This is a genomic window from Vibrio sabulosilitoris (genome assembly GCF_055391395.1).
Map to the genome: position 1 here is coordinate 2,357,104 of NZ_AP029599.1, position 21,356 is coordinate 2,378,459.

The 21,356-nt window shown below is 47.4% G+C and carries 18 protein-coding genes and 1 pseudogene; 11 read left to right on the forward strand and 8 right to left on the reverse strand.

Going from position 1 to position 21,356, the window contains the following annotated elements:
* Positions 1 to 256 precede the first annotated feature (256 nt).
* The 9 genes and pseudogenes from ACZ5R2_RS11140 to ACZ5R2_RS11180 all read left to right on the forward strand — a co-directional run bounded on the left by ACZ5R2_RS11140 (position 257) and on the right by ACZ5R2_RS11180 (position 12,793).
* The gene (locus ACZ5R2_RS11140; protein WP_464919414.1) at positions 257 to 1,342 is read left to right on the forward strand and encodes an AbrB family transcriptional regulator; all 1,086 of its coding nucleotides are present in this window, start codon (positions 257 to 259) and stop codon (positions 1,340 to 1,342) included.
* Between the two features lie 277 nt (positions 1,343 to 1,619).
* Positions 1,620 to 2,108, forward strand: coding sequence for a MarR family winged helix-turn-helix transcriptional regulator (locus ACZ5R2_RS11145; RefSeq protein WP_464902359.1), 489 nt, complete (start codon positions 1,620 to 1,622; stop codon positions 2,106 to 2,108).
* Positions 2,109 to 2,582: 474 nt separating this feature from the next.
* A complete protein-coding gene (locus ACZ5R2_RS11150) occupies positions 2,583 to 3,566 on the forward strand; it encodes an ABC transporter substrate-binding protein (protein WP_464899448.1) in 984 nt (327 codons plus the stop codon).
* A 68-nt stretch (positions 3,567 to 3,634) separates the two neighbouring features.
* Positions 3,635 to 4,534 carry an ABC transporter permease gene (locus tag ACZ5R2_RS11155; protein WP_464899449.1) on the forward strand — a complete coding sequence of 300 codons (900 nt, stop codon included), beginning with the start codon at positions 3,635 to 3,637 and terminating at the stop codon, positions 4,532 to 4,534.
* Positions 4,527 to 5,717: a quaternary amine ABC transporter ATP-binding protein gene (locus ACZ5R2_RS11160; RefSeq protein WP_464899450.1), complete on the forward strand. Its 1,191-nt coding sequence runs from the start codon at positions 4,527 to 4,529 to the stop codon at positions 5,715 to 5,717. The genes ACZ5R2_RS11155 and ACZ5R2_RS11160 overlap by 8 nt, the downstream gene beginning before the upstream one ends.
* A 312-nt stretch (positions 5,718 to 6,029) precedes the next feature.
* Positions 6,030 to 6,845: a phosphate ABC transporter substrate-binding protein gene (locus tag ACZ5R2_RS11165; protein WP_464899451.1), complete on the forward strand. Its 816-nt coding sequence runs from the start codon at positions 6,030 to 6,032 to the stop codon at positions 6,843 to 6,845.
* A 216-nt stretch (positions 6,846 to 7,061) separates the two neighbouring features.
* Positions 7,062 to 8,210: an efflux RND transporter periplasmic adaptor subunit gene (locus ACZ5R2_RS11170; protein ID WP_464899452.1), complete on the forward strand. Its 1,149-nt coding sequence runs from the start codon at positions 7,062 to 7,064 to the stop codon at positions 8,208 to 8,210.
* A gap of 13 nt (positions 8,211 to 8,223) precedes the next feature.
* A pseudogene (locus ACZ5R2_RS11175) lies at positions 8,224 to 11,360 on the forward strand (efflux RND transporter permease subunit).
* Entirely contained in the window at positions 11,360 to 12,793 is a 1,434-nt protein-coding gene (locus ACZ5R2_RS11180) for an efflux transporter outer membrane subunit (RefSeq protein ID WP_464899453.1), read from the forward strand. The pseudogene ACZ5R2_RS11175 and the gene ACZ5R2_RS11180 overlap by 1 nt, the downstream one beginning before the upstream one ends.
* A 76-nt stretch (positions 12,794 to 12,869) precedes the next feature.
* On the opposite strand, the gene ACZ5R2_RS11185 is transcribed toward ACZ5R2_RS11180, so the two are convergent.
* A complete protein-coding gene (locus tag ACZ5R2_RS11185) occupies positions 12,870 to 13,769 on the reverse strand; it encodes an AraC family transcriptional regulator (RefSeq protein WP_464899454.1) in 900 nt (299 codons plus the stop codon).
* A gap of 176 nt (positions 13,770 to 13,945) precedes the next feature.
* Here ACZ5R2_RS11185 and ACZ5R2_RS11190 point away from each other — a divergent pair, with 176 nt between their 5' ends.
* Entirely contained in the window at positions 13,946 to 14,890 is a 945-nt protein-coding gene (locus ACZ5R2_RS11190; RefSeq protein WP_464899455.1) for an SDR family oxidoreductase, read from the forward strand.
* Between the two features lie 12 nt (positions 14,891 to 14,902).
* Positions 14,903 to 15,271, forward strand: coding sequence for a DUF4345 family protein (locus ACZ5R2_RS11195; RefSeq protein WP_464899456.1), 369 nt, complete (start codon positions 14,903 to 14,905; stop codon positions 15,269 to 15,271).
* A gap of 99 nt (positions 15,272 to 15,370) precedes the next feature.
* On the opposite strand, the gene ACZ5R2_RS11200 is transcribed toward ACZ5R2_RS11195, so the two are convergent.
* The 7 genes from ACZ5R2_RS11200 to ACZ5R2_RS11230 form a co-directional block, all read right to left on the reverse strand.
* On the reverse strand, positions 15,371 to 15,985 hold the full coding sequence (locus ACZ5R2_RS11200; RefSeq protein ID WP_464899457.1) for a LysE family translocator: 615 nt from the start codon (positions 15,983 to 15,985) through the stop codon (positions 15,371 to 15,373).
* A gap of 68 nt (positions 15,986 to 16,053) precedes the next feature.
* Positions 16,054 to 16,185 carry a hypothetical protein gene (locus ACZ5R2_RS11205; RefSeq protein WP_464899458.1) on the reverse strand — a complete coding sequence of 44 codons (132 nt, stop codon included), beginning with the start codon at positions 16,183 to 16,185 and terminating at the stop codon, positions 16,054 to 16,056.
* Between the two features lie 22 nt (positions 16,186 to 16,207).
* Positions 16,208 to 16,954, reverse strand: a complete 747-nt coding sequence (locus ACZ5R2_RS11210) for an FCD domain-containing protein (protein ID WP_464899459.1) — start codon at positions 16,952 to 16,954, stop codon at positions 16,208 to 16,210.
* Between the two features lie 76 nt (positions 16,955 to 17,030).
* On the reverse strand, positions 17,031 to 18,035 hold the full coding sequence (locus ACZ5R2_RS11215) for a TRAP transporter substrate-binding protein (protein ID WP_464899460.1): 1,005 nt from the start codon (positions 18,033 to 18,035) through the stop codon (positions 17,031 to 17,033).
* Positions 18,036 to 18,070: 35 nt separating this feature from the next.
* A complete protein-coding gene (locus ACZ5R2_RS11220) occupies positions 18,071 to 19,366 on the reverse strand; it encodes a TRAP transporter large permease (RefSeq protein WP_464899461.1) in 1,296 nt (431 codons plus the stop codon).
* A gap of 9 nt (positions 19,367 to 19,375) precedes the next feature.
* Positions 19,376 to 19,834 carry a TRAP transporter small permease gene (locus tag ACZ5R2_RS11225; RefSeq protein ID WP_464899462.1) on the reverse strand — a complete coding sequence of 153 codons (459 nt, stop codon included), beginning with the start codon at positions 19,832 to 19,834 and terminating at the stop codon, positions 19,376 to 19,378.
* Between the two features lie 39 nt (positions 19,835 to 19,873).
* Positions 19,874 to 20,884 (reverse strand): Ldh family oxidoreductase, encoded by a 1,011-nt coding sequence (locus ACZ5R2_RS11230; RefSeq protein WP_464899463.1) that lies wholly within the window; start codon positions 20,882 to 20,884, stop codon positions 19,874 to 19,876.
* Positions 20,885 to 21,356: the final 472 nt, after the last annotated feature.

Consider the following 21,356-nt stretch of genomic DNA (forward strand, 5'->3'; position numbering starts at 1 on the left):
TTTAATTTTTTAGTAATTACTTAATACTAAAAACATCATCAAAACAAAGATTTATGCTGAGCCTTCAAATTAAATTGCCTTTATCAATCTCGCAAACGCAACGTGTTCATTGGCATGCTGATCAGCTCAAGATTTTAGCATTGGGCGTAACTTGTGCGCCTTCGTTAACCACTTAAAGAGTATAAAATTCATTTACGCCAGAAGCTTACATAGTGGTACTCTAGCCTTGTGATCAATGATACGGGGTACGGGTACGATGTGGATAACGGTGTTTTCAACCACGTTGGGGGCGTTAATCGGCAAAGTGAGCGGCCTTCCTATGGGAAGCTTGTTTGGCTCTATTCTCTTCGTTGGCTTGGTCGCTCAACTGATAAACACCCTAAATAGTAAACGGTTAGAACAAGGCAGACCTAAACTAGTCCAACCAATGACATTGCCAAAGGGCTCGATTATCGTTATCCAATTGATTCTCGGACTTGGTGTCGGCTCAATTGCTAGCCTCTCTACCATAGTCGACACCATCAGTGTTCCCGTCTTCCTTGGATTGCTAGTGTGCCTATCGATACAAATTAGCCTAGGATTCTTTTGGCTGTATCGCGCTGAAAAATGGTCTCTCGGTGACAGCTTGATGGGCGCTATTCCCGGCGCACTGTCGGCGCTACTCTCCCTATCTGGGCGCTACCACACCCCCTCACCGAAAGTCATCTTTGCGCATTCTGTCCGTTTAGTGCTTTTGGTTTGCCTTGCGGCGGTGATTTCACTCAATGTCGTGCCGCAAGGGGTTGCCACTGAACCACAGTTAGCCACTGAGTTGCCTGTCGATTGGGCTTGGCTTTGCCTAGTCACTGTCGTTGCCTTGCTCTGTGGATGGGCCGCAGACAAGCTGAATATTCCAGCGCCATTCTTGGTTTGTTCACTCACCGTCGCAATCGGTTTTGGCTCGATGTTTGACCACGCTCAATTGGTCGTACCTGGCTTTTTGCTTGAGGTATCAACCGCCATTTTAGGTGCAGTGATCGGTATAAAACTAACCGCAGTAAAGATAGCTGAGGCATGGCGTTACGCCAGAGCAGGACTTATTGTCACGAGCTTAAGTGTCTCGGTAACGATTTTAACTGCCTTCGTCGCTAGCTATCTGTTGGGTATCGATTGGCCAGTACTTATTCTTGCCTGGGTGCCTGGAAACGTCGAGGCCATGACCACTATAGCCTTGACGTTTGCTATGTCACCGGCCTTTGTAATGATTAACCACGTTATTCGGCTTTTCATACTCAATCTCGCACCACTCGCAATCGGCTTTATCTTGCCTGCCAAGGGAGTCAGCCAAAACCACGAAGCCTAACGCCCTACCTTTGTCGATTGATTTCTAGTGATAATGAAAACAAAGCGATCTGTGCTGATTGTCGCTAGTGGCCGACTCCGTAGCAACGGGACAGGGTTTTTAAGTGATGCCAAATCCACTTCAGCTTTTCATTTCTCTTGAGATAGATCGCGTTTTTTAGCTGTTTATCTGATATAGAAAAAGGCTTTCACCCGACAAAACTGATCAGTTGCTCTTTTAAACCGACCAAAAGTCAGTTAACTTCTGGCTCATGTTCATACAGCACAAAGGTCTGACTTTGGAAAAACACGAAGAGGTCCTAGTCTCGGTGAGACAAATTATTCGAGCCATCGATCTGCACTCAAAAAAACTCAGTAAAGAAGCAGGATTGACAGGGCCACAACTGATCCTAATGCGCGCGATTAGAGAGTTAGGAGACGTCAATCTTCGTCAGTTGGCAGAGCACACCAACATGAGCTCTGCGACGACGACAATTATCTTAGACCGACTAGAGCGCAACCAATTAGTGGTCCGCATGCGCAGTACCACCGATAAACGTAAAGTCCACGCTAGCCTCACGGACAAAGGCCTACAACTGCTCGACTCAGCACCAATGCCGCTGCAAGATCACTTCATCAATGAATTCCAAAACCTCCAAGAATGGGAGCAAACTTTGCTGCTCTCGTCTGTACAACGCTTGGCCAGCATGATGAATGCAGAGCGTTACGATGCGGCGCCGGTGTTGGAGCTCGGTAACATCACCGATCCAAACCATACCTCACAGTAAAACCCTATCTCATAGTAAACCCTGCCTCTGAGTAAATTAGTGCTAGCTTAAGCTCTCTATCAAGAGGGCTTACAACTCAAATATACACTTTAGTCACAACCCTAGCTCGGCAACCACTCGCCTCTGGCAAATTTAACACTCAGCTTTTTTTGCTGTGTATACAAACCACTCTCGGTCGATGGTTTTGTAGCCCATACAAAGTGCGCAAAACTATGCCAAACAATTAATTTAGAGTTAAAACGAATTTCATGCCTTTGATTGGAGTTTACTTCGCTTATAACACGCCCTTTCCAACTAACTTAGTTCATTATTATCAGTAACTTAAGTCAGCACTCGCTAATTAAAAGTGTGATATAACTCAAGACTGATTTCAAATACTATCGAAGGCGTGGTTAATAACTAGTTTGAGGTCTAAGTAAATATTTTGTATGCTTTAGTTAGCAATCAATTATTAATCTTAGGAAGAAATGTAATATGAAATGGAATTTGGCACTTCTCGCTCTTGCAGCGACCACCACGGCGCACGCCAATGAATGTGGCTCTGTGACCATCGCCGATATGAACTGGAACTCAGCCAGCGTTATCGCCAACCTTGACCGATTTATCCTTGAACACGGCTATGGCTGTGACTCTGAATTAGTCCCTGGTGATACCATGCCAACAGCAACCTCAATGGTTGAAAAAGGACAACCTGATATTGCTCCGGAAATGTGGACCAATGCGGTGCCAGACCTAATTGAAGCCGGCGTTGAAGAAGGACGAATTGCCTATGTCGGTGAGTCGCTCTCTGATGGGGGGGAAGAGGCATTCTGGGTTCCGGCCTACATGGTCGAGCAATACCCTGAGCTGAGCACAATTGAAGGGGTGAAAAAACACGCCAAACTGTTCCGTCACCCCGAAAATCCCTCTCTCTCTGCATTCTACGGTTGTCCTGCAGGCTGGGGATGCCAGATCTCATCAAGCAATCTCTTTGAAGCGCTTGAGCTTGAGCAAGCTGGCTTTGAGCTGATTGACCCAGGCTCAGCAGCGGGACAATCGGGTATCATTGCCAAGGCCTATGAGCGCGAAGAGGGCTGGTTTGGTTATTACTGGGCACCAACCGCCATCTTGGGAAAATATGAGATGGTCAAAGTGGACTTCGGCACGGGAGTGGACGAGCAAGCGTTCCTGGATTGTATCAGCAACGAAGATTGTGCTGAGCCTACCGTAAGCATGTACCCAGCCTCCCCAGTGAAAACCTATGTCGTCACTGACTTCTCAACTCAAAACCCGATGGTCATGGAGTACCTAGCCAAGCGTAGCTTCACTAATGCGCAGATGAATAGCCTGTTGGCTTGGATGGAAGACGAGCAAGCTGATTCTGAAGATGCGATGTACCATGTGCTTGAAAACTATCCGTCAATCTGGAAAGCCTGGCTGCCAGAAGCGGTTGCACAAAAAGTAGCTGATCAGCTTTAACCTACCCTTTTAAATTATTTTCCCAAGCCTCACCTAGCTGTGGCTTGGGATTACCATAGGATTTTATAATGGCCAGTAGTAGTTGGTTAACGAGTTTTCCCGAGATGGAACGCTCGACGTTGCGTGGGATACGCAAGACCTTAGATGGTGCCTATAAAGAATTTTCTCGTGAGTATGGCGACTTTATCGAGTCCCTATTCGACCCGCTTCTTACCTTTTTGGTTTGGTTTGAAAAAACGCTCCTCAGTACACCTTGGTGGCTTGTCTTGATTGCCTGTACTGGCCTTGTTTACGTCGCTAGTCGCTCTATCAAGCTCTCGATAGCCTGCGTGGTATCACTGCTGCTCATTGGATACTTCGGCATGTGGGATGACACGATGCGTACCCTGAGCATCATTACTGTCTGTACCTTACTTGCGATTGTCATCGGTATTCCGATCGGTGTTGCGATGGCGCGTTCAGATCGTGTCCAAGCTTTCGTCACCCCAATCCTAGATATTATGCAAACCATGCCTGCGTTCGTCTACCTGATCCCAGTGGTGATGCTGTTGGGGATTGGTAAGATCCCCGGTCTTATCGCCGTTATCATCTACGCGATTCCACCCGTAATTCGTCTCACTAATCTTGGGATCAGACTGGTTGATAAAGAAGTTATGGAGGCGGCAACCGCCTTTGGTGCGAGTAAGTGGCAGCGACTGACGGGGGTTCAGTTACCCTTGGCGATGCCTACCATCATGGCAGGTATTAACCAGACCATTATGATGTCGCTATCCATGGTGGTTATTGCCTCCATGATTGGCGTCAAGGGACTGGGGCAGCCAGTACTGCGTTCAATTACCAACCAATACTTTACTCTTGGGCTGCTCAATGGCTTTGCTATTGTTGCACTGGCAATACTCTTTGATCGCGCCTCTCAGGCGTATGCGAAACGAACTCAAGCGTATTTAGGGAATCAGCACCATGACTAAGCCACTGATCAAGATTACCGGGTTGTACAAGATCTTTGGCCCAACGCCACAAAAGATCTTGCCGCTAGTCAAAACAGGCAAAACCAAAGACCAAGTCCTAGAGGAAACCGCTCATACGGTAGGCTTGAAGGACATTAACTTGGAGATTTTCAAAGGGGAGATCTTCGTGATTATGGGGCTATCTGGCTCTGGAAAGTCGACCCTAATTCGCCATTTTAACCGCTTGATTGACCCGACAGCCGGTCAAATTGATGTTGAAGGCAATGATATCATGCACCTCTCGGCAAAAGAGCTAGAGAAGTTTCGCCAACAAAAAATGTCGATGGTTTTTCAACGCTTTGGCCTACTGCCGCATCGTAAAGTTCTCGATAATGTCGCCTACGGGTTAGAGATCCAAAAGGTCGACAAAACTAAACGCTTAGGTATCGCTCAAGAGTGGATGGACACGGTAGGACTCAAAGGCTATGAGCAACAATACCCCTCGCAGCTGTCGGGCGGACAACAACAGCGTGTCGGATTGGCGCGCGCTTTATGCACTAACGCAGAAATCTTGCTGATGGATGAGGCCTTCTCGGCCCTCGACCCTCTTATCCGCAGTGAAATGCAAGATCAGCTGATTGAGCTGCAAGAAAAGCTGCACAAAACCATTATTTTTATTACCCATGACCTTGATGAAGCACTGCGCCTTGGCGATCGAATCGCTATCCTCAAAGATGGAGAAATGGTGCAGCAGGGCACGCCAGACAGCATCCTACTCAATCCAGCCACCGAGTATGTTGAAGCATTCATTAAGGACGTCAACCGGGCCCGTGCGCTGACGGTGGAAAATGTGATGAAAAAGCCTTCTATGCGTATCACGACCACCAGCATCGCCGAAGCTCAAGCACAAATGAAGCGCACTAAGCACGATTATGCTTATCACGTGACTGAAGAGGGCTATCAAGGCGTGATCACTGAAGAGAGCCTCAATGAAGCGGCCGAGAACACCGCTATTGAGACGATTGAGCCGAGCTTATATGAAGAGGTGCCAACCATTTCGCCAGACTCTGTTATCGAAGAGGTGCTGACCGATACGATTTCTTCTGATTACTCGCTACCTGTCGTCGACGAAGAAGGCAACTTAAAAGGTGCACTAGAAAAAGAGTGTGTCGCCGATCTTTTTACCGAAAAAAATTACCATTAATCCTATCTATAAAAGGGAAGTTTGCTACTTCCCTTTTTTCTTACCGAATGCCAAATCAAATTCCCATGACTGATATTTCCTTGTCTTGAGTTCACGGATTGAAGTCATACCGAGCATCGAATTTGCTCAATGAGCTCTATCCTAACACGTTAATTTTACTAAGTATTGTCACCCACATCGTGACGTAAATTGTTAGTCACACCTGATCAAGATCAAACTTCACTTAAGTCGATTTAATTGACATCAATTTGAAATAAAGCGCAATTACCATTTCTATTTGTTACATTTACTTACATAATATGGACATTAGAAATGAAAAAATATCTTCTAGGCGCAGCGCTGATTATTGCAACACAAACGGGTACATCGATGGCTCAGGAAACTCTATCGGTTGTTGGCTCAAGCTCAGTATCACCACTGATGGAAGTATTTGGTGAAACCTATCAAAAAGCGCACCCAGAACTGTTTATCGAAGTACAAGGCCCTGGCTCATCGGCTGGCGTGCGCGCGGCGAAAAGCCAAACTGCAGACCTTGGTATGGCCTCACGTGAACTCAAGTCTTCAGAACAAGAAGCTGACTTGCATACAGAAGTGATTGCACGCGATGGTATTGCGATTGTTGTTAACCCAGCAAACAACGTTCAGTCTCTAACGGCAAAACAAATCCACGACATCTACGCCGGCGAGATCAAAAACTGGAAAGAAGTCGGTGGCGCAGACAAACCTATCGTCGCCGTAACCCGCGATACCGCATCCGGCACACGAGGCGCGTTTGAGGAGATCATGAGCCTGACGAAGAAAATCAATGGTCAGAAAGTCTCTGCCATTTCGCAGCACGCTCAAGTAACCAATGGTAATGGCCATTCAAAAACCATGGCAGCACAAAACCCTTATGCGATCAGCTACATCTCACTTGGTAGCGTCGACTCGTCCGTGCATGCAGTCAGCGTAGACGGCGCGACTGCGACCGTTGAAAACGTAAAAAATGGCACCTACAAAGTTGCTCGCCCGTTCCAAGTTCTGTACAAGGGTAAGCCTGCAGCGAACACCCAGCAGTTTCTCGACTGGATGCTGTCTGACGAGGCTCAAGCAATCGTTGAACAGCAAGGCTACATCGCGGTTAACTAATTTCACTACACTAGTATTTGTCTAGAATGAAATTGAGAGGAAGCCTTGGCTTCCTCTCTGCCTTTTTGTAACCCTTCACCTTCTCCACCGTACTATCACCTTTATCACTGCTGTAAAACAACGCCTCTCCCCCTCCTCCATCAAGCATCAAAATCACTGCTGATATTGTTATCAAGATTCCTGTCTATACTTGAATTTAGTCGCTAAGGGGGGCCTATGAGCACCAAACCAGTTTTTCAGCTAGTACTCGCATCGTTGATATTCCTCTTTGGATGCGATGGTCATCAATCCCAATCCCCTGCCGCCGCTCCCCCAGCTCCCGCTATTGGTTACACCGTCGTCAACGCACAGCCGCTTGAGTTAACCAACAATATGCCGGGGCGAACCTTGGCTTCATTTAAAGCCGAAGTCCGCCCCCAAGTTGGAGGGATCCTGGTCAGTCAATTGTTTCAAGAAGGGGCGTTTATCGACAAAGGTCAGCCGCTTTACCAGATTGACTCCGACTCTTTCCAAGTCACGCTAAACAGTGCCAAGGCAGACCTAAAGCGCGCCAGAGCAAATCTCGCCACCGCCAGTAACCGCGCCAAACGTTATGAAAGGTTAGTACGTGAAAATGCGGTATCTCGCCAGGACTACGACGATGCAGTTGCCAGCCTGCAGCAAGCGCAATCGGATGTGGCCACAGCTCAAGCCTCTATCGATGCAGCGCAGATCAATCTTGATTACACCAAGGTTATCTCCCCTATTTCTGGGCGCATTGGTCGCTCAAGTGTAACGGAAGGAGCTTTGGTCACCGCCAACCAAGCTGAGCCGCTTGCCACGGTTCAAACCTATGATCCGATGTACGTGGATCTCACCGCATCAAGCAACGAGCTGTTGGCCTTTCGACGCGCGCTACAAGCAGGTGACTTTTCTCGCTCAGAGCAAGATTTAACCAATATTCAACTAACCCTTGAAGATGGCTCTTACTATGAACACAAAGGCACCATCTTGTTCTCTGACGTCAATATCAGTGAATCAACTGGGGCTTTTGTTCTGCGCGTTTCCTTCCCCAATCCAGACAACATTCTGCTGCCGGGTATGTTTGTCCGTGCGACCCTGCCCAAAGGTGTCACCAATGATGCGATCTTGGTACCAGCGAAAGCCGTGTCACGCACGCCGCAAGGCAGTGCACAGGTGTGGGTCATTGACGACAATGATGTGGTCAATATTCGCACCGTTTCAGCCGACAAGCTTATCAACAATCAATGGCTGATCACCGAAGGGTTGAACTCCGGTGATAAAGTCGTCGCAGTCGGTCTACAGTTTATACGGCCAGACATGACCCTGACCAACACCTATGACATCTCCCAACAAGACCAATAACAGGTAACTCACTATGGCGCTCTTTTTTATTAATCGCCCAGTTTTCGCTTGGGTGTTGGCGATCATGGTTATGCTGGCAGGACTGCTGGCGTTGCTCAATCTGCCGGTAGCGCAATACCCAACCATTGCCCCGCCTTCGATTCAGATAACCGCTTTCTACCCTGGCGCGTCAGCCAAAACCGCTGAGGACTCAGTCACCCAAGTCATTGAACAACAAATGACTGGCTTGGATAATTTGCTGTATTTTAAATCCACTTCTGACTCGTTTGGTAACATCTCAATTACCCTCACCTTTTCTGCAGAGACTGACCCAGATATCGCCCAAGTACAGGTGCAAAACAAGCTCCAGGCGGCCACTCCGCTGCTACCTACGGAAGTTCAAGCACAAGGCGTCAATGTCGAGAAAGCCAGTAGCTCATTTTTGATGGTACTGGCGTTTGTTTCCGAGGATGGCAGCATGACAGATATCGATCTCGGAGATTATATCTCAAGCAACATTCTTGACCCACTGAGCCGGGTCGACGGTGTCGGTCAGACCCAACTGTTCGGCGCAGAGTATGCGATGCGTATCTGGCTCGATCCTTACAAGCTTGAGAGTTACAAACTTATGCCGGCAGATGTGATTGCCGCTGTGCAAGAGCAAAATGCGCAGGTTTCCGCCGGTCAAATGGGCGCTGCGCCAGCGACTTTGGGCGCTCAACTCACCGCAACCATCACAGCGCAGTCGCGCTTACAAACCGTGACCGAATTTCGACAAATCCTGCTCAAAGTCGACAGTGATGGCTCGCAAGTTCTTCTGGAGGATGTAGCGAATGTGGAGCTTGGCGCATCCAGCTATAGCTCCGTGTCGGCGTATAATCAACTCGCCGCCGCCGGGATGTCTGTCAGCCTTGCTACCGGGAAAAACGCCCTCGATACTGCCGAGGCGGTGCGAGCAAAAATCAATGAACTTGAGCCCTTTTTCCCCCCTGGTCTCAAGGTCGCTTATCCCTATGACACCACGCCATTTATCGAGATCTCAATCGAGGGTGTGGTACATACGCTGATCGAAGCAGTAGTGTTGGTTTTCTTGGTCATGCTGCTGTTTTTGCAAAACCTGCGCGCCACCTTTATTCCCACAATCGCAGTGCCTATCGTGATCTTGGGCACCTTTGCGGTGCTGCTCTCGCTTGGCTATTCGATTAATACCTTAACGATGTTTGCCATGGTGCTGGCCATCGGCCTATTGGTGGATGATGCCATTGTAGTAGTCGAGAATGTTGAGCGGATCATGGCAGAGGAGCACCTTGATGCTAGGGCCGCCACCATCAAGTCCATGGAGGAGATCACACCAGTGCTTTGATTGGTATCGGTATGGTGTTGTGCGCAGTATTTATCCCAATGGCGTTCTTTGCCGGGTCAGTCGGTGCCATCTATCGTCAGTTCTCGATCACCATAGTAACCGCAGTTGCACTGTCGGTATTGGTGGCTATTATTCTCACCCCAACACTATGTATCAGTCTGCTTACTCATAATGAAGAGGCGAAAAACAGAGGCTTCGCCGGTTGGTTTAACCGCCATTTTCACCGCTTAACCGACCGTTATGTGGCAATGGTGGATTTTATTTCCCACCGCGCGGTGCGCTTTATGCTGATCTATGTTGCCATCATTGCCATTGTCGGCATTCTGTTTGTCCGCCTGCCGACCGGCTTTTTACCCGATGAAGATCAGGGTTCGATGATGACCATGGTCCAGTTGCCGAGTGGGGCTACCCAAGAGCAGACCTTGGCGGTGCTCGAGAAAGTCGAGAGCTTCTATCTGAATCAAGAGCAAGACAATATCGAATCCGTCTTTTCGGTCGCTGGTTTTAGCTTTGCTGGCTCTGGCGCCAATACCGGGATGATGTTTATCAACCTAAAGGACTGGGACGACCGACAAACCCCACAGTCGCATGTCACAGCGATCATCGGCCGTGCGATGGGCTATTTTCAGCAGATCACCGAGGCGGCGGTGTTTGCCTTCGCACCACCTGCGATCATGGAGCTGGGTAATGCCACCGGTTTCAACTTCTTTATGCAAGACCGCGCGGGTGTGGGGCATGAGCAGTTGATGGCGATCCAAGGTCAGTTGCTCGGCACAGCGAATCAAAGCCCACTACTCACCGCGGTGCGGCCTAATGGTCTTAGCGATACGCCGCTCTATCACTTAGAAATCGATCAGCTCAAAGCGCGGGCTTTAGGCGTAGCGATTGGTGATATCAACGCCACCATAGGCACGGCATTTGGTAGTAGTTATATCAATGATTTTGTCGATCGTGGCCGGATCAAAAAAGTCTATGCTCAAGCACTGACACCGTATCGGATGACACCTGAGAACATTATGGAGTGGAAAGTGCGTAATGACGCTGGTGAGATGGTCGCAATGCGGGTCTTTGCTGAGGGCGAGTGGCAATACGGCTCACCACGTCTTGAGCGTTACAACGGGGTATCGGCGGTCGAAATCGTCGGTGAGCCAGTCGCTGGTGTGAGTACCGGGGATGCAATGGCCGAGGTGGAGCGCATTATTGGCGAGCTGCCACCGGGGGTCGGCATAGAGTGGACTGGGATGTCTTATCAAGAGCGGGTTTCCGGCGGACAAGCGCCCCTCCTCTATGCCCTCTCTATTTTGATTGTTTTTCTTTGTCTCGCTGCTCTCTACGAAGACTGGGCAGTGCCCTTCTCGGTGATCCTGATCATTCCACTCGGAATCTTAGGCGCAGTGAGTGCCACTGAGCTATTTGGCTTAGAAAACGACGTCTACTTTCAAGTTGGCTTGCTTACCACCATTGGACTTGGCTCTAAGAACGCCATTATGATTGTCGAGTTTGCTAAGAGCTACTATGAAGCAGGAGAAGATCTCATCCAAGCGGCGCTCAAGGCTGCGCGTATCCGCTTGCGGCCAATTTTAATGACCTCACTCGCCTTTGGTATGGGAGTTGTCCCTTTAGCCATTAGCTCGGGTGCTGGCTCCGGCGCACAAAATGCGGTCGGTACCGGTGTCGTTGGTGGGGTGATCACCGCAACCTTGCTCGGGGTGTTATTTGTGCCTTTATTTTTTGTTGTGGTCGAGCGCTTATTTGCAGGCAAGACCAAGCATCAAGTGGAGAGCGCTCGGCAAGAGGAGTCAGTCTAATGAAGACATCGGTTAAAGTTGTTTCCCTGACACTCGCGCTCTCTGGATGCACCAATTTTATCCCTGAGTATTCCCAGCCTGAGTTTCCGGTAAGTAATAACTGGCCAGTTAACGAGCTCGGCTACGAAGAAGCTCAGCCCTTAAACTGGCGTGCGTTTGTGAATAATACCGATCTGCAAACGCTGGTTGAGATGTCGCTCGAAAACAATAAAGACCTCAACGAAGCACTGCTTAATATCGTCCGTGCAGAGGCTCAACTTGGTTTAAGCCGAGCCACGCGCTATCCATCGATTGGGCTAGACGCATCAAGCGCCAACCAGCGGCTATCGGAAAACTTTACTGGCGGTGATTCTTCCATCTCACGCACGCAAAATCTTAATATTGGCCTCAGTAGTTATGAGCTGGATTTTTGGGGACGAGTTTACAGCCTTGAGCAACAAGCACTCGAAGATTACCTGGCCACTATCGAAGGACGTAGGAACACCCAAATAACCTTAATTAGCAATGTTATCCAAGCCTATTTAACGCTTGAATCTGACCGGCGGTTACTTGCACTCGCCAAAGAGACCCTGATCTCACAGCAAAATTCGCTCAAACTAACCCAAACCAGTTTCGAAAACGGCGTGGCCTCGGGCCTTGATGTGGCACAGGCCAAGACCACTGTCGCCACCTCTAGAGTCGATGTGGCGAGATTTACCAGTCAGGTGAATGTTGATATAAACGCACTAAATCTCTTGGTCGGCGCACCTATCCCCGATGAGCTGCTGCCAAACAGTGAGCAAGGCACAGAGTTTCGCAGCTTATCGGTTGGTTTGCCCTCACAAATCTTACTTAACCGACCTGACGTGCTGCAGGCAGAACATCAGCTCAAGGCAGCCAATGCAAATATTGGCGCGGCAAGAGCGGCGTATTTTCCAACTATTTCTTTGACTACCAGCGGCGGATTACTCAGCGCTGACCTCGACGATCTTTTCTCTGGGGATAGCCGCTCATGGATCTTTACCCCAAGCATTTCCTTGCCCATTTTTGATTGGGACGCTCGAGCGAGAAACTCTGATATCGCTGCGACCGATCAGAAAATCGCGGTTAACAACTACCAAAGGGCCATCCAAACCGCCTTCCAAGAGGTCGCCGATGCACTCAGCAACCAAGCCACTTTTGATGATCAGATTGAGGGGCAGCAAATGTTGGTCGATGCCTACGAAGAAAGTTTTCGCCTGTCTGAGCTAAGATTTAACGAAGGGGTGGATGACTATTTTAACGTGCTCGACTCTCAGCGCTCGTATTACAGCGCACAGCAAACCTTGATCACGACCGAGCTCAGCGCCCAACTTAACACCGTCAGCCTCTACAAGGCACTGGGGGCCGGCTGGGATCCCGAGGATGTTCCCGTCCCTTTAACGGAGGATATGTATCAAGGTCTAGATAACTAAATTGACCCAATCTGTTCTCATATTATCCTGAGTACTTAATCCGAAAAGTGACGATTGCTCAGCCCCAGAAAGCGACTTAGGCCATATCTGCCACTGGCTGCTGCGATTGTGCCCATTGCTTCGGTGATTGACCATATAGACGCTTAAACTCACGGCTAAATTGAGAAGAGCTGACATAACCGACGCTCAGAGCGGCTGCACTCACTGTCATGCCACCCACAATCTTGATGGCAGCATGGTTAAGGCGCATTGATTTTATAAATTGGATCGGCGACATCATGGTTGCCTGTTTAAATTTACGGTGGAACACCGCTCGACTCATACTCACTTGTGATGCCAATTGCTCTATTGTGACATTGTCACCAATGTGGGATGAGAGATACTCAATCGAGCGGGCGATTTCATTACCGATCCCAAATGCTCGCCTAAACGTTGCCCCACCCTCGCCTTTAAGGATTGCATAATACAACTCTCGTAAACGACTCTGTGCCAAAATGGCACTGTCGAGTGGAGCGTCAACCAGCTCTAATACACGCAACAGCGCATCAGTAAAACAAGTATCCCAGCTCGCTAAAGCGAGCCCTTCGGGGAGTTCACCCTTTGTGTCTGATTTTGTAACTCCAGCATGGCGCTCGAACTCGACGACCAGCTCCCTCATCACATTAGTCTCTATCGCGATTGACACACCAAGCAAAGGCGATTCAGGGCATGCCTGTGGCGTTCCTGCCTCGACCGGCATCGATACCGAGCAGGACAAATACTGTCGGCGATCATAGAAGTGCCGTTTACCATCGACGATGGCCTCTTTGCTTCCATTGACTATCGCAATTACCATCGGCTCATAAACCGCAGGAACACAAGGAATGGGCTGCGTCACACGAAATAGCCGCACCCCGTGAATGCCAGTCTCTACCCACCCATCCTGTTCCATTTTGCTTTCAATCAACTGCTTTATCATCGGTTGTGCCATTGTCATATCTTGGTTCAAATTCTAGTATTGATACAAATAGGCAAAAATTAGCGACAAATACGCCTACTTTCCACCCACCCCGAGCGTTATAGTACATCCCGTCAACGATACTCCCCCTGAGAGTGGCTGGCAAGTGAACGTGCGCCAGCCTTAGCAGTAGCATGATGAAAGAGGTTTAAACTATGACAACTAAGCAAGTCGCCATCACAGGTTGGACACCAGAACGCATCGATTCCCTTGAGGGTAAGACCTACCTTATCACGGGAGCAAATAGTGGTGCGGGCTTTGAGGCCTCACGTATCCTGCTATCAAAAGGCGCTAAAGTGGTTATGCTTAACCGCAACCCAAGCAAATCAGCCGCCGCTATCGATAGTCTAAGAGAGCAATTGGGTGACGCCATCGATGTGAGTTTTATCGCAATCGACTTGGCTGATTTAGACTCTGTGCGCAGCGCAGCGAAGCAAATCCTAGCTCACGTATCGCACATCGATGCCCTGCTATGTAATGGTGCCATCGCCCAAGTTGCCAAACAGGAACTGACCAAAGACGGTTTTGAAAGCCAGTTAGGGGTTAATCATCTCGGCCATTTTCTGCTCTGTGGCCTCTTGTTTGAACGCATAGAGGCATCGCAGGGTCGTATCGTTGTCGTGGGCAGTAATGCCTACAAGATGGGACTGAAAAAGATTCAGTTTAATGACCTAAACTTTGACCATCATTACACCGCTTGGAACGCGTATGCCCAAAGCAAACTTGCACAAATGATGTTTGCTTATGAGTTGCAGCGCCGAATCCAAGCGGCGGGAAAACCGGTTCAGGTGCACGTCTGTCACCCTGGCGCCTCAAGAACCAATCTGTTGAAGGATACGGCCAGTCGCTTTAATAAAGCGCTCTGGTTAGTGCTTTCACGCGTTATCGCGCAATCAGCAGAAAAAGGCGCATGGCCAGAGATCATGTGTGCAACCGAGCAAGGCTTGAGCTTGAACACCCTTTATGGTCCAACTAAGCGCGCCGATACGGTAGGTCCGGTAGGAGAATGTAAACTTGATAGGATCGCATTAGACCAAAGCATGGCGCGCGAACTTTGGACACTATCTGAGCAAAAAACGTCTCTAAACTGGTCGTTTTGAGGAGCCAAACGGATGATAGAATCAAGCCTACTACTCAAGTTGACCGGGATATTGCTATTGATTGTCGGCGTGGTACTAGTCGTCAATCCAGAACTAATTAGCAGCAAACCGATTCCCGATAACACCTTTGCAGCCATCGAGCGTCGGATATGGTGGGGCCTGATCATTGGCTTAGGTACACTGCTGTTGTTTCACCATGAGCTGACACCATGGTTACCAACGCTCGCCGCTACAGGAGCCTCAATGATGTTTGGCCTATTAGTCGCTCGGCTTATCGGTATCATGCTGGACGGCTCTCTAATCAAGCAATGGCTTTATGTCGGCATCGAACTGGCCCTGCTCGCCCCTTTGTTATGGTGGTATCTGAGCCTACGTAACTAAACACGTTGACAATATCTGCCTGAACTACTCGCCAATATCCATATCGGTTGCTGGCGAATAAAACCCCGTCGCCGATTAGGCGTTTCGAGTCGTCATCTGTTAAGCAATAACTTGCTCAATTATCTCGCTGATTACAGGGACGATAGACAACACCAACAAGCTCGCCATACAAAGATTAAAGAGCAAACGGCGTCGTGGTGTATTAAGTACATTCTTAAGCAGCGAGCCAAAGCCAAGCCATATCGCCACACAAGGAAACGAAACCAGCAAAAAAGTCGCCGCAATCATCATATTCTGCATCAGCAAATCGGTGCCTGTAGTGGTGAAAGCCGCTATCGCTCCCATCGCCACGACCCAAGCCTTGCCGTTTACCCACTGAAACAACGCACCATTCATAAAGGTCAATGGCTTGCTCTGGCTGTCAGATTGAATTGCACCACTTGAGGTAGCGATTAAGTAGGCAAGGTAGAGTAAGTAAAGGACGCCAAAACACTTGATCACAAAATGGAGGTTAGGGAACAACTCAAACACCGTGGAAAAGCCCGCTCCCAAAATTAACAGCATGATGGTAAAACCCATGCAGATCCCTGCCAGTAGTGGTAAGGTCTTCTTTACACCAAAATTGACCCCAGAAGTCATGACCATAATATTATTCGGTCCGGGGGTAATCGAAGACGAAACAGCGAACAGAATCACTGCTGACAAGTAATCCATTGAATCTTCCTCCATGGCGCAAATACAAAGTATTTAAAATAAAACTTGTTGCATAAACAAGCAATAGGTTACGAGTCAATCGGTATATTATCGCGCATAGTTGTCCAGAAGGGCTTAGACACCCAGCCATCAGGGTCTCCCATAAGCATTCTGTCACGTTCAAGATGAGGTAGTGACACGCCAATAACCTCATCAATCATAGTCACCAGTGCCTATTCCACCCTAAAGGGTGATCTTCTTAGGTTCAAAATCGAATAAAAAGGCATCAAACTCTGGATTTTCGACATCAGAGTGGTTAAATAGCGTCTGTTTCACCTCTTGAATGTGATCAAACATCGCTTGGTAGGCCCGATCAGCATCTTTCATGATCAGAGCCTGAAGTATCACCTCATGATGCTGCAACCATTTTTGCCGATACTGGTAATTTGATATGTATTTTTCTAGCTGTCTCCACATTTGGCTCTTTGAACGCTGCTCCCACATCATTTCCATCATGTTCACCAAGACACTATTTTTGGTTGCTTGGGCAAGCATATAATGAAACTGCTTATCTGAAGAGACCGACGTTCCAGCTAGGTTGGCAGGCTGACTTAACTCGCGTTTTTCCTGTTCAATAATTTTTTTTAAACTTACGACGTCTTGTTTGGTGATCGACGCTGCTGCTGCACGCGCTATGGTACTTTCAACCAACTGTCTTGCATGCAAAAGCTCAAAAGGTCCTACATCGCTATTATCATCGATAGACCCGCAGCCCTGAATTGCCTTTACATACACACCAGAACCTTTACGAACGTCCACAAAACCAAAAAGTTCCAACATAATCACGGCTTCGCGAACTACTGCCCGACTAACACCCATGCTGGCTGCAATATCTCGCTCTCCTGGGAGCTTATCTCCAGCCAAGTACTCTCTTGCATTGATTTTGTCGATAAGCAGATTGCCGATTCTCTGATAAGGTCGAATTGTCATGTCAGTCTTATCTCAATAATCGTTTTTGTATGCTAAACACGGCGGTTTGGGAGCCGTCAAGGCTCCCAAACAAGCCTTAGCCTTGTGATAGATTAATCGCATCCACGCGTTTGAAAAACTCTTCAGCCCACGGATTTCTCTCGATGTATGACTGTTTCATTTTCTTCACAGAGTCAAGGTTATACTGCGTCATCTCCTCAGAAGGAACGATAATTTGAGTTCCTGCTGCGCGGATTTTTTCTTTCGTCACTTCAACCGCGTCCGTGGTCATTTGCCAACTGATCTTAGAGTAGTTGTCTGCCGCTTTTTGAATCAAATCTTGATGTTGTTGAGATAAGTTGTCCCATTTCTTACCCGCATATATCAAGTTGAGATTTGTAAACATATGGCCTGTCTCTACGATGTAGTCTTGAACTTCATAGAACCCTTGGGCTTCAATCAGGGCATAGGGGTTCTCCTGCCCATCAACGACGCCCTGCTCTAGCGCGGTATACACCTCTGGAAGCGGCAATGCCTGTACGTTCCATCCCAACGCATCTGCCATATCAATAAACATTGAATTGTTCGGGACTCTAACACGAAGTCCGCTGTAATCTTTCGGTGAAGTTACCGGTTTATTCGATGTTAAATGTCGAAAGCCCGAAATAGAATAGGCTAAGTGCTTGACCCCAAACTCATCGTACTTATTTTTCACTTCCATGCCTGGATCACCACTTAAAACCGCTAAAGCACTGTCAGCATCTTTCATTAAGAACGGAAATTCGAATACTCCTAACATTGGGTGGTTTTGCTGCATCAATGACCCTATCAGCGCCATCTCGATCGTACCGTTACGCACACCATTGATTGCCTGCTCTTCACCTCCTAAAGTCGCATTGGGAAAGATTTTTACCTCTAACTCTCCACCTGACGCCTCTTCTATCTCTTCGGCCATCTTGGTCAGCGCAATATGATGCGGATTTGACTCTGAAAAGTAATGCGACACCTTAATTGTCGTGGCACGTTTTCCAAAAAAAGCGTGCGCATTAGCTGACAACAAGATTGATGCAGCAAAAATAGCAATATATTTACTTGTTTTCATATAGCCTTCCTTATGCAAATAACATCTTTGGCTTATCAACCAAGCCATTTCACTGGTATCGTGACGATCTCTGGGAACAACACGAGTAGAAACAGTACGATAACGTGGGTTAAGAAAAAGGGGGATATACCTCGAGCTAATTCAGATATGTTCATTTGATTCGATTTTGCTACTCCCCGATTCACGACACTGAGACCCACATAAAGTACCGTACCAATCGGGGGAGTAATTAGACCAATACTGAGATTGATCACCATTAGCACACCGAAATAGATCGGATCGATGTTGTAATTGGCGACCACCGGCATAAGGACTGGAGTAAAAATCAAGATAGCCGGTATCAAGTCCATTACACAGCCAACTAATAGCAAAAACAACATGATGTACAATAGGATCATGGTTGGACTCTCCGTGACCCCACTTAGGACAGCAACTATTTCATTAGGTATTTGTGCTACGGTGATCGCATACGCTGAGACCATGGCAGCAGCAGCAACAAACATAACAATACCTGTTGTCTTGATAGTACTAACAAACACCTGACTTAAATTGTCAAAACTCAGTTCTCTGTAGACTAAACTGATGATCGATGCATACATGGCCGCGACAACACCCGCCTCGGTTGGCGTAAAAATCCCACCTCTTAACCCAACAATTATGATCACAGGTAACATCAACGCCCAAAACGCATCTTTAAATGCTATCCAGCGCTGTTTAGCCGATTGCTTAATATATGTTTCAATTTGGGTATGTCTAAAGCGAAATTTCCAAGCTAGCCACAACCCAGTTGACATCAAGATTCCCGGTAAGGCCCCGCCAATAAATAACTTGGTAATTGAAGAGCCACTAATTACACCAAAAACAATCATCGGAATGCTTGGCGGGATGACCAGAGCGACAATACCCACCGCACAAATGATGCCGACCGTATCTTTGCGATCGTAATTTTTACCCAACATCATAGGTATCAAGATCGCACCTAACGCCGCGGTATCGGCGATAGCACTACCGGATAGACCTGCAAAGATAAGGCCAGAGATAATGACGACATAACCCAACCCACCTTTTATATGTCCAACAAGCGACATGGCGAAGGTGACGATGCGATTCGAAATCCCCCCTTTTTCCATAATTGCGCCAGTGAGCATAAAAAAGGGAATAGCCATCAAAGGAAAGTTATTCGCGCCATTAATAAAGTATTCGGCAATAATCTGGTGATCGTAAATACCCATAACAAAGATCATTATCGCAGCGCTACCGAGCATCGCAATAGCGACAGGCAGACCGATAAATAACATACTAAACAGGCTAATTAAGAATAACCAAAGCATACACTCTCCTCACCTATTAGACATAGGCAAATTACATAGTGTCATAATCAATAGACACCCAGCACCGAATACACCAGCGAAATATATAAGTGCAGCGGGTAGTCCTGTCGCAGGCAAGGGTTGCTCCAAGGTCATTAGCATTATTTTTACGCCACCAATAACAACTGCATACATCACAAATAGCGTGATAATGCTAACTAAAACATCTAGTAACTTTGCTATTTTTGGCGTTGCCTTTGCACTTAAAACATCAACAATTAAGTGTTCATTGTCACGTGCTGCCAAGATAACACCGAGAAAGACAACCCACACAAAGCAGATCCTTGCCCCTTCTTCTGACCAGGCTATCCCAGAACTAAAAATATAACGAAGTAAAACATTACCTAACACTAAAAAAATCATTATTGATAAGCAGGTCATGGCTAACCAACGGATCACCGTATCAAAGTAAAATAATATTTTTTTCACTTGTTCGCCCCCTAAGTGTTTATAATGATATTTAGATAACTAGCTGACGAGATACGAATACACCTCTTGCGCTACTGGTATCTGATCTAGCTGTTCACATTTGCGGCGGAATTTGTGCTGTGGCTCACCTGGATACATCACTGAATCAAACCCTTTCGCCGGGGGTTGATCATGAATATCACTTACCATCTGTGCCATTACATCAGAAAAATCAAGATTGCCAAACGCCTTAGGGTCAATGGCCAATACCATAGAGCCCAACTTACGCATTTTTTCATAGTCACTATACATACCATTGACATTCGGCCCGTAGTTACCACCAGCCAGTACACCGGTCAGCGCGTCAATCGCAAGTCCTATCGCATAACCTTTGGCGCCAGCAAAGGGTAAAAGAGTGCATGCTGCATTGGCGTCAGATGTTGGTGCGCCAGTCTTATCTAACGCCCAGTTAGTTGGTATATCATCTCCGGTTTCTCTGGCGTGAAGTATTTTTCCTAGCGCAACCTCACTGGTTGCCATATCAATAATCACGTTATCTTTGCCTTTCACTGGAAAGCCAAAAGCGAGTGGGTTGGTACCAAAGAACGGCATAGTCCCGCCATAGGGAGCGACGCATTTGTCCGTTTGTGTCATCACAATAGAGCACATCCCGGCATTAGCAGCCTGATTGACATAATAGGATAATGCACCACAGTGTGAGGCATTTTTCACCAATACAAAGCCGATACCGTTCTGTTTTGCCATTGTGATCGCTTCATCCGTCGCTTCAATCATCGCAGCATGCCCCATACCATCATCAGCATTAAAAAGTGCAGCTGAAGGCGAAATGGATTCACAACTAAAATTAGCATCCGGGTTCATCCCACCTGACAATATCCGTTTACAGTAGTGCTCTACCCTAAGCACGCCATGAGAATTAACACCCGTTTTATCGGCAAAAACTAATACCTCAGCAACAAGTTGTGCCGTGTCTTTTCGCACCCCTACCGAACACAATTTTTTAATCGCGAGGTCTTTAAGTTCTTGTTCTGGGACTAAGTTATTCGTCATGTAATTCTCCTTATCTTTAAGTTCAACGACACAAAATCATTATAAAAAGAGACAGTTGGATTATCAGACTTCGTATAGCTTGGGATCAAAAACCTTTGCATTTTATATACAGCAGCTTCAAAACAAATAATGCTTACTCCTCACTAATTAAAGAGGAGTACACCACATAAACATTGATATTATCAAGATAATCTGAACTAAAATCCTCACACGCAATAAGTTCACTAATAAATTTATTACGTGCGATAACTCACATCAGCATACAGATATATTTATGGAAGAAATAATAATGTTCAACTAGATTACGCGTATCTATAAAGCAGCAAAACTTTGCGTCAACACCGAATGGAAAATGCGTCATAATCCTTCACCCTTTGGCAGTCTTATTATTCATTTGCTTTTAATCATAACCTTTGGGCGCCCAAAAACCGATTGCGGACGCCCAAAATGCAACATTTCAGGAAATTACCTG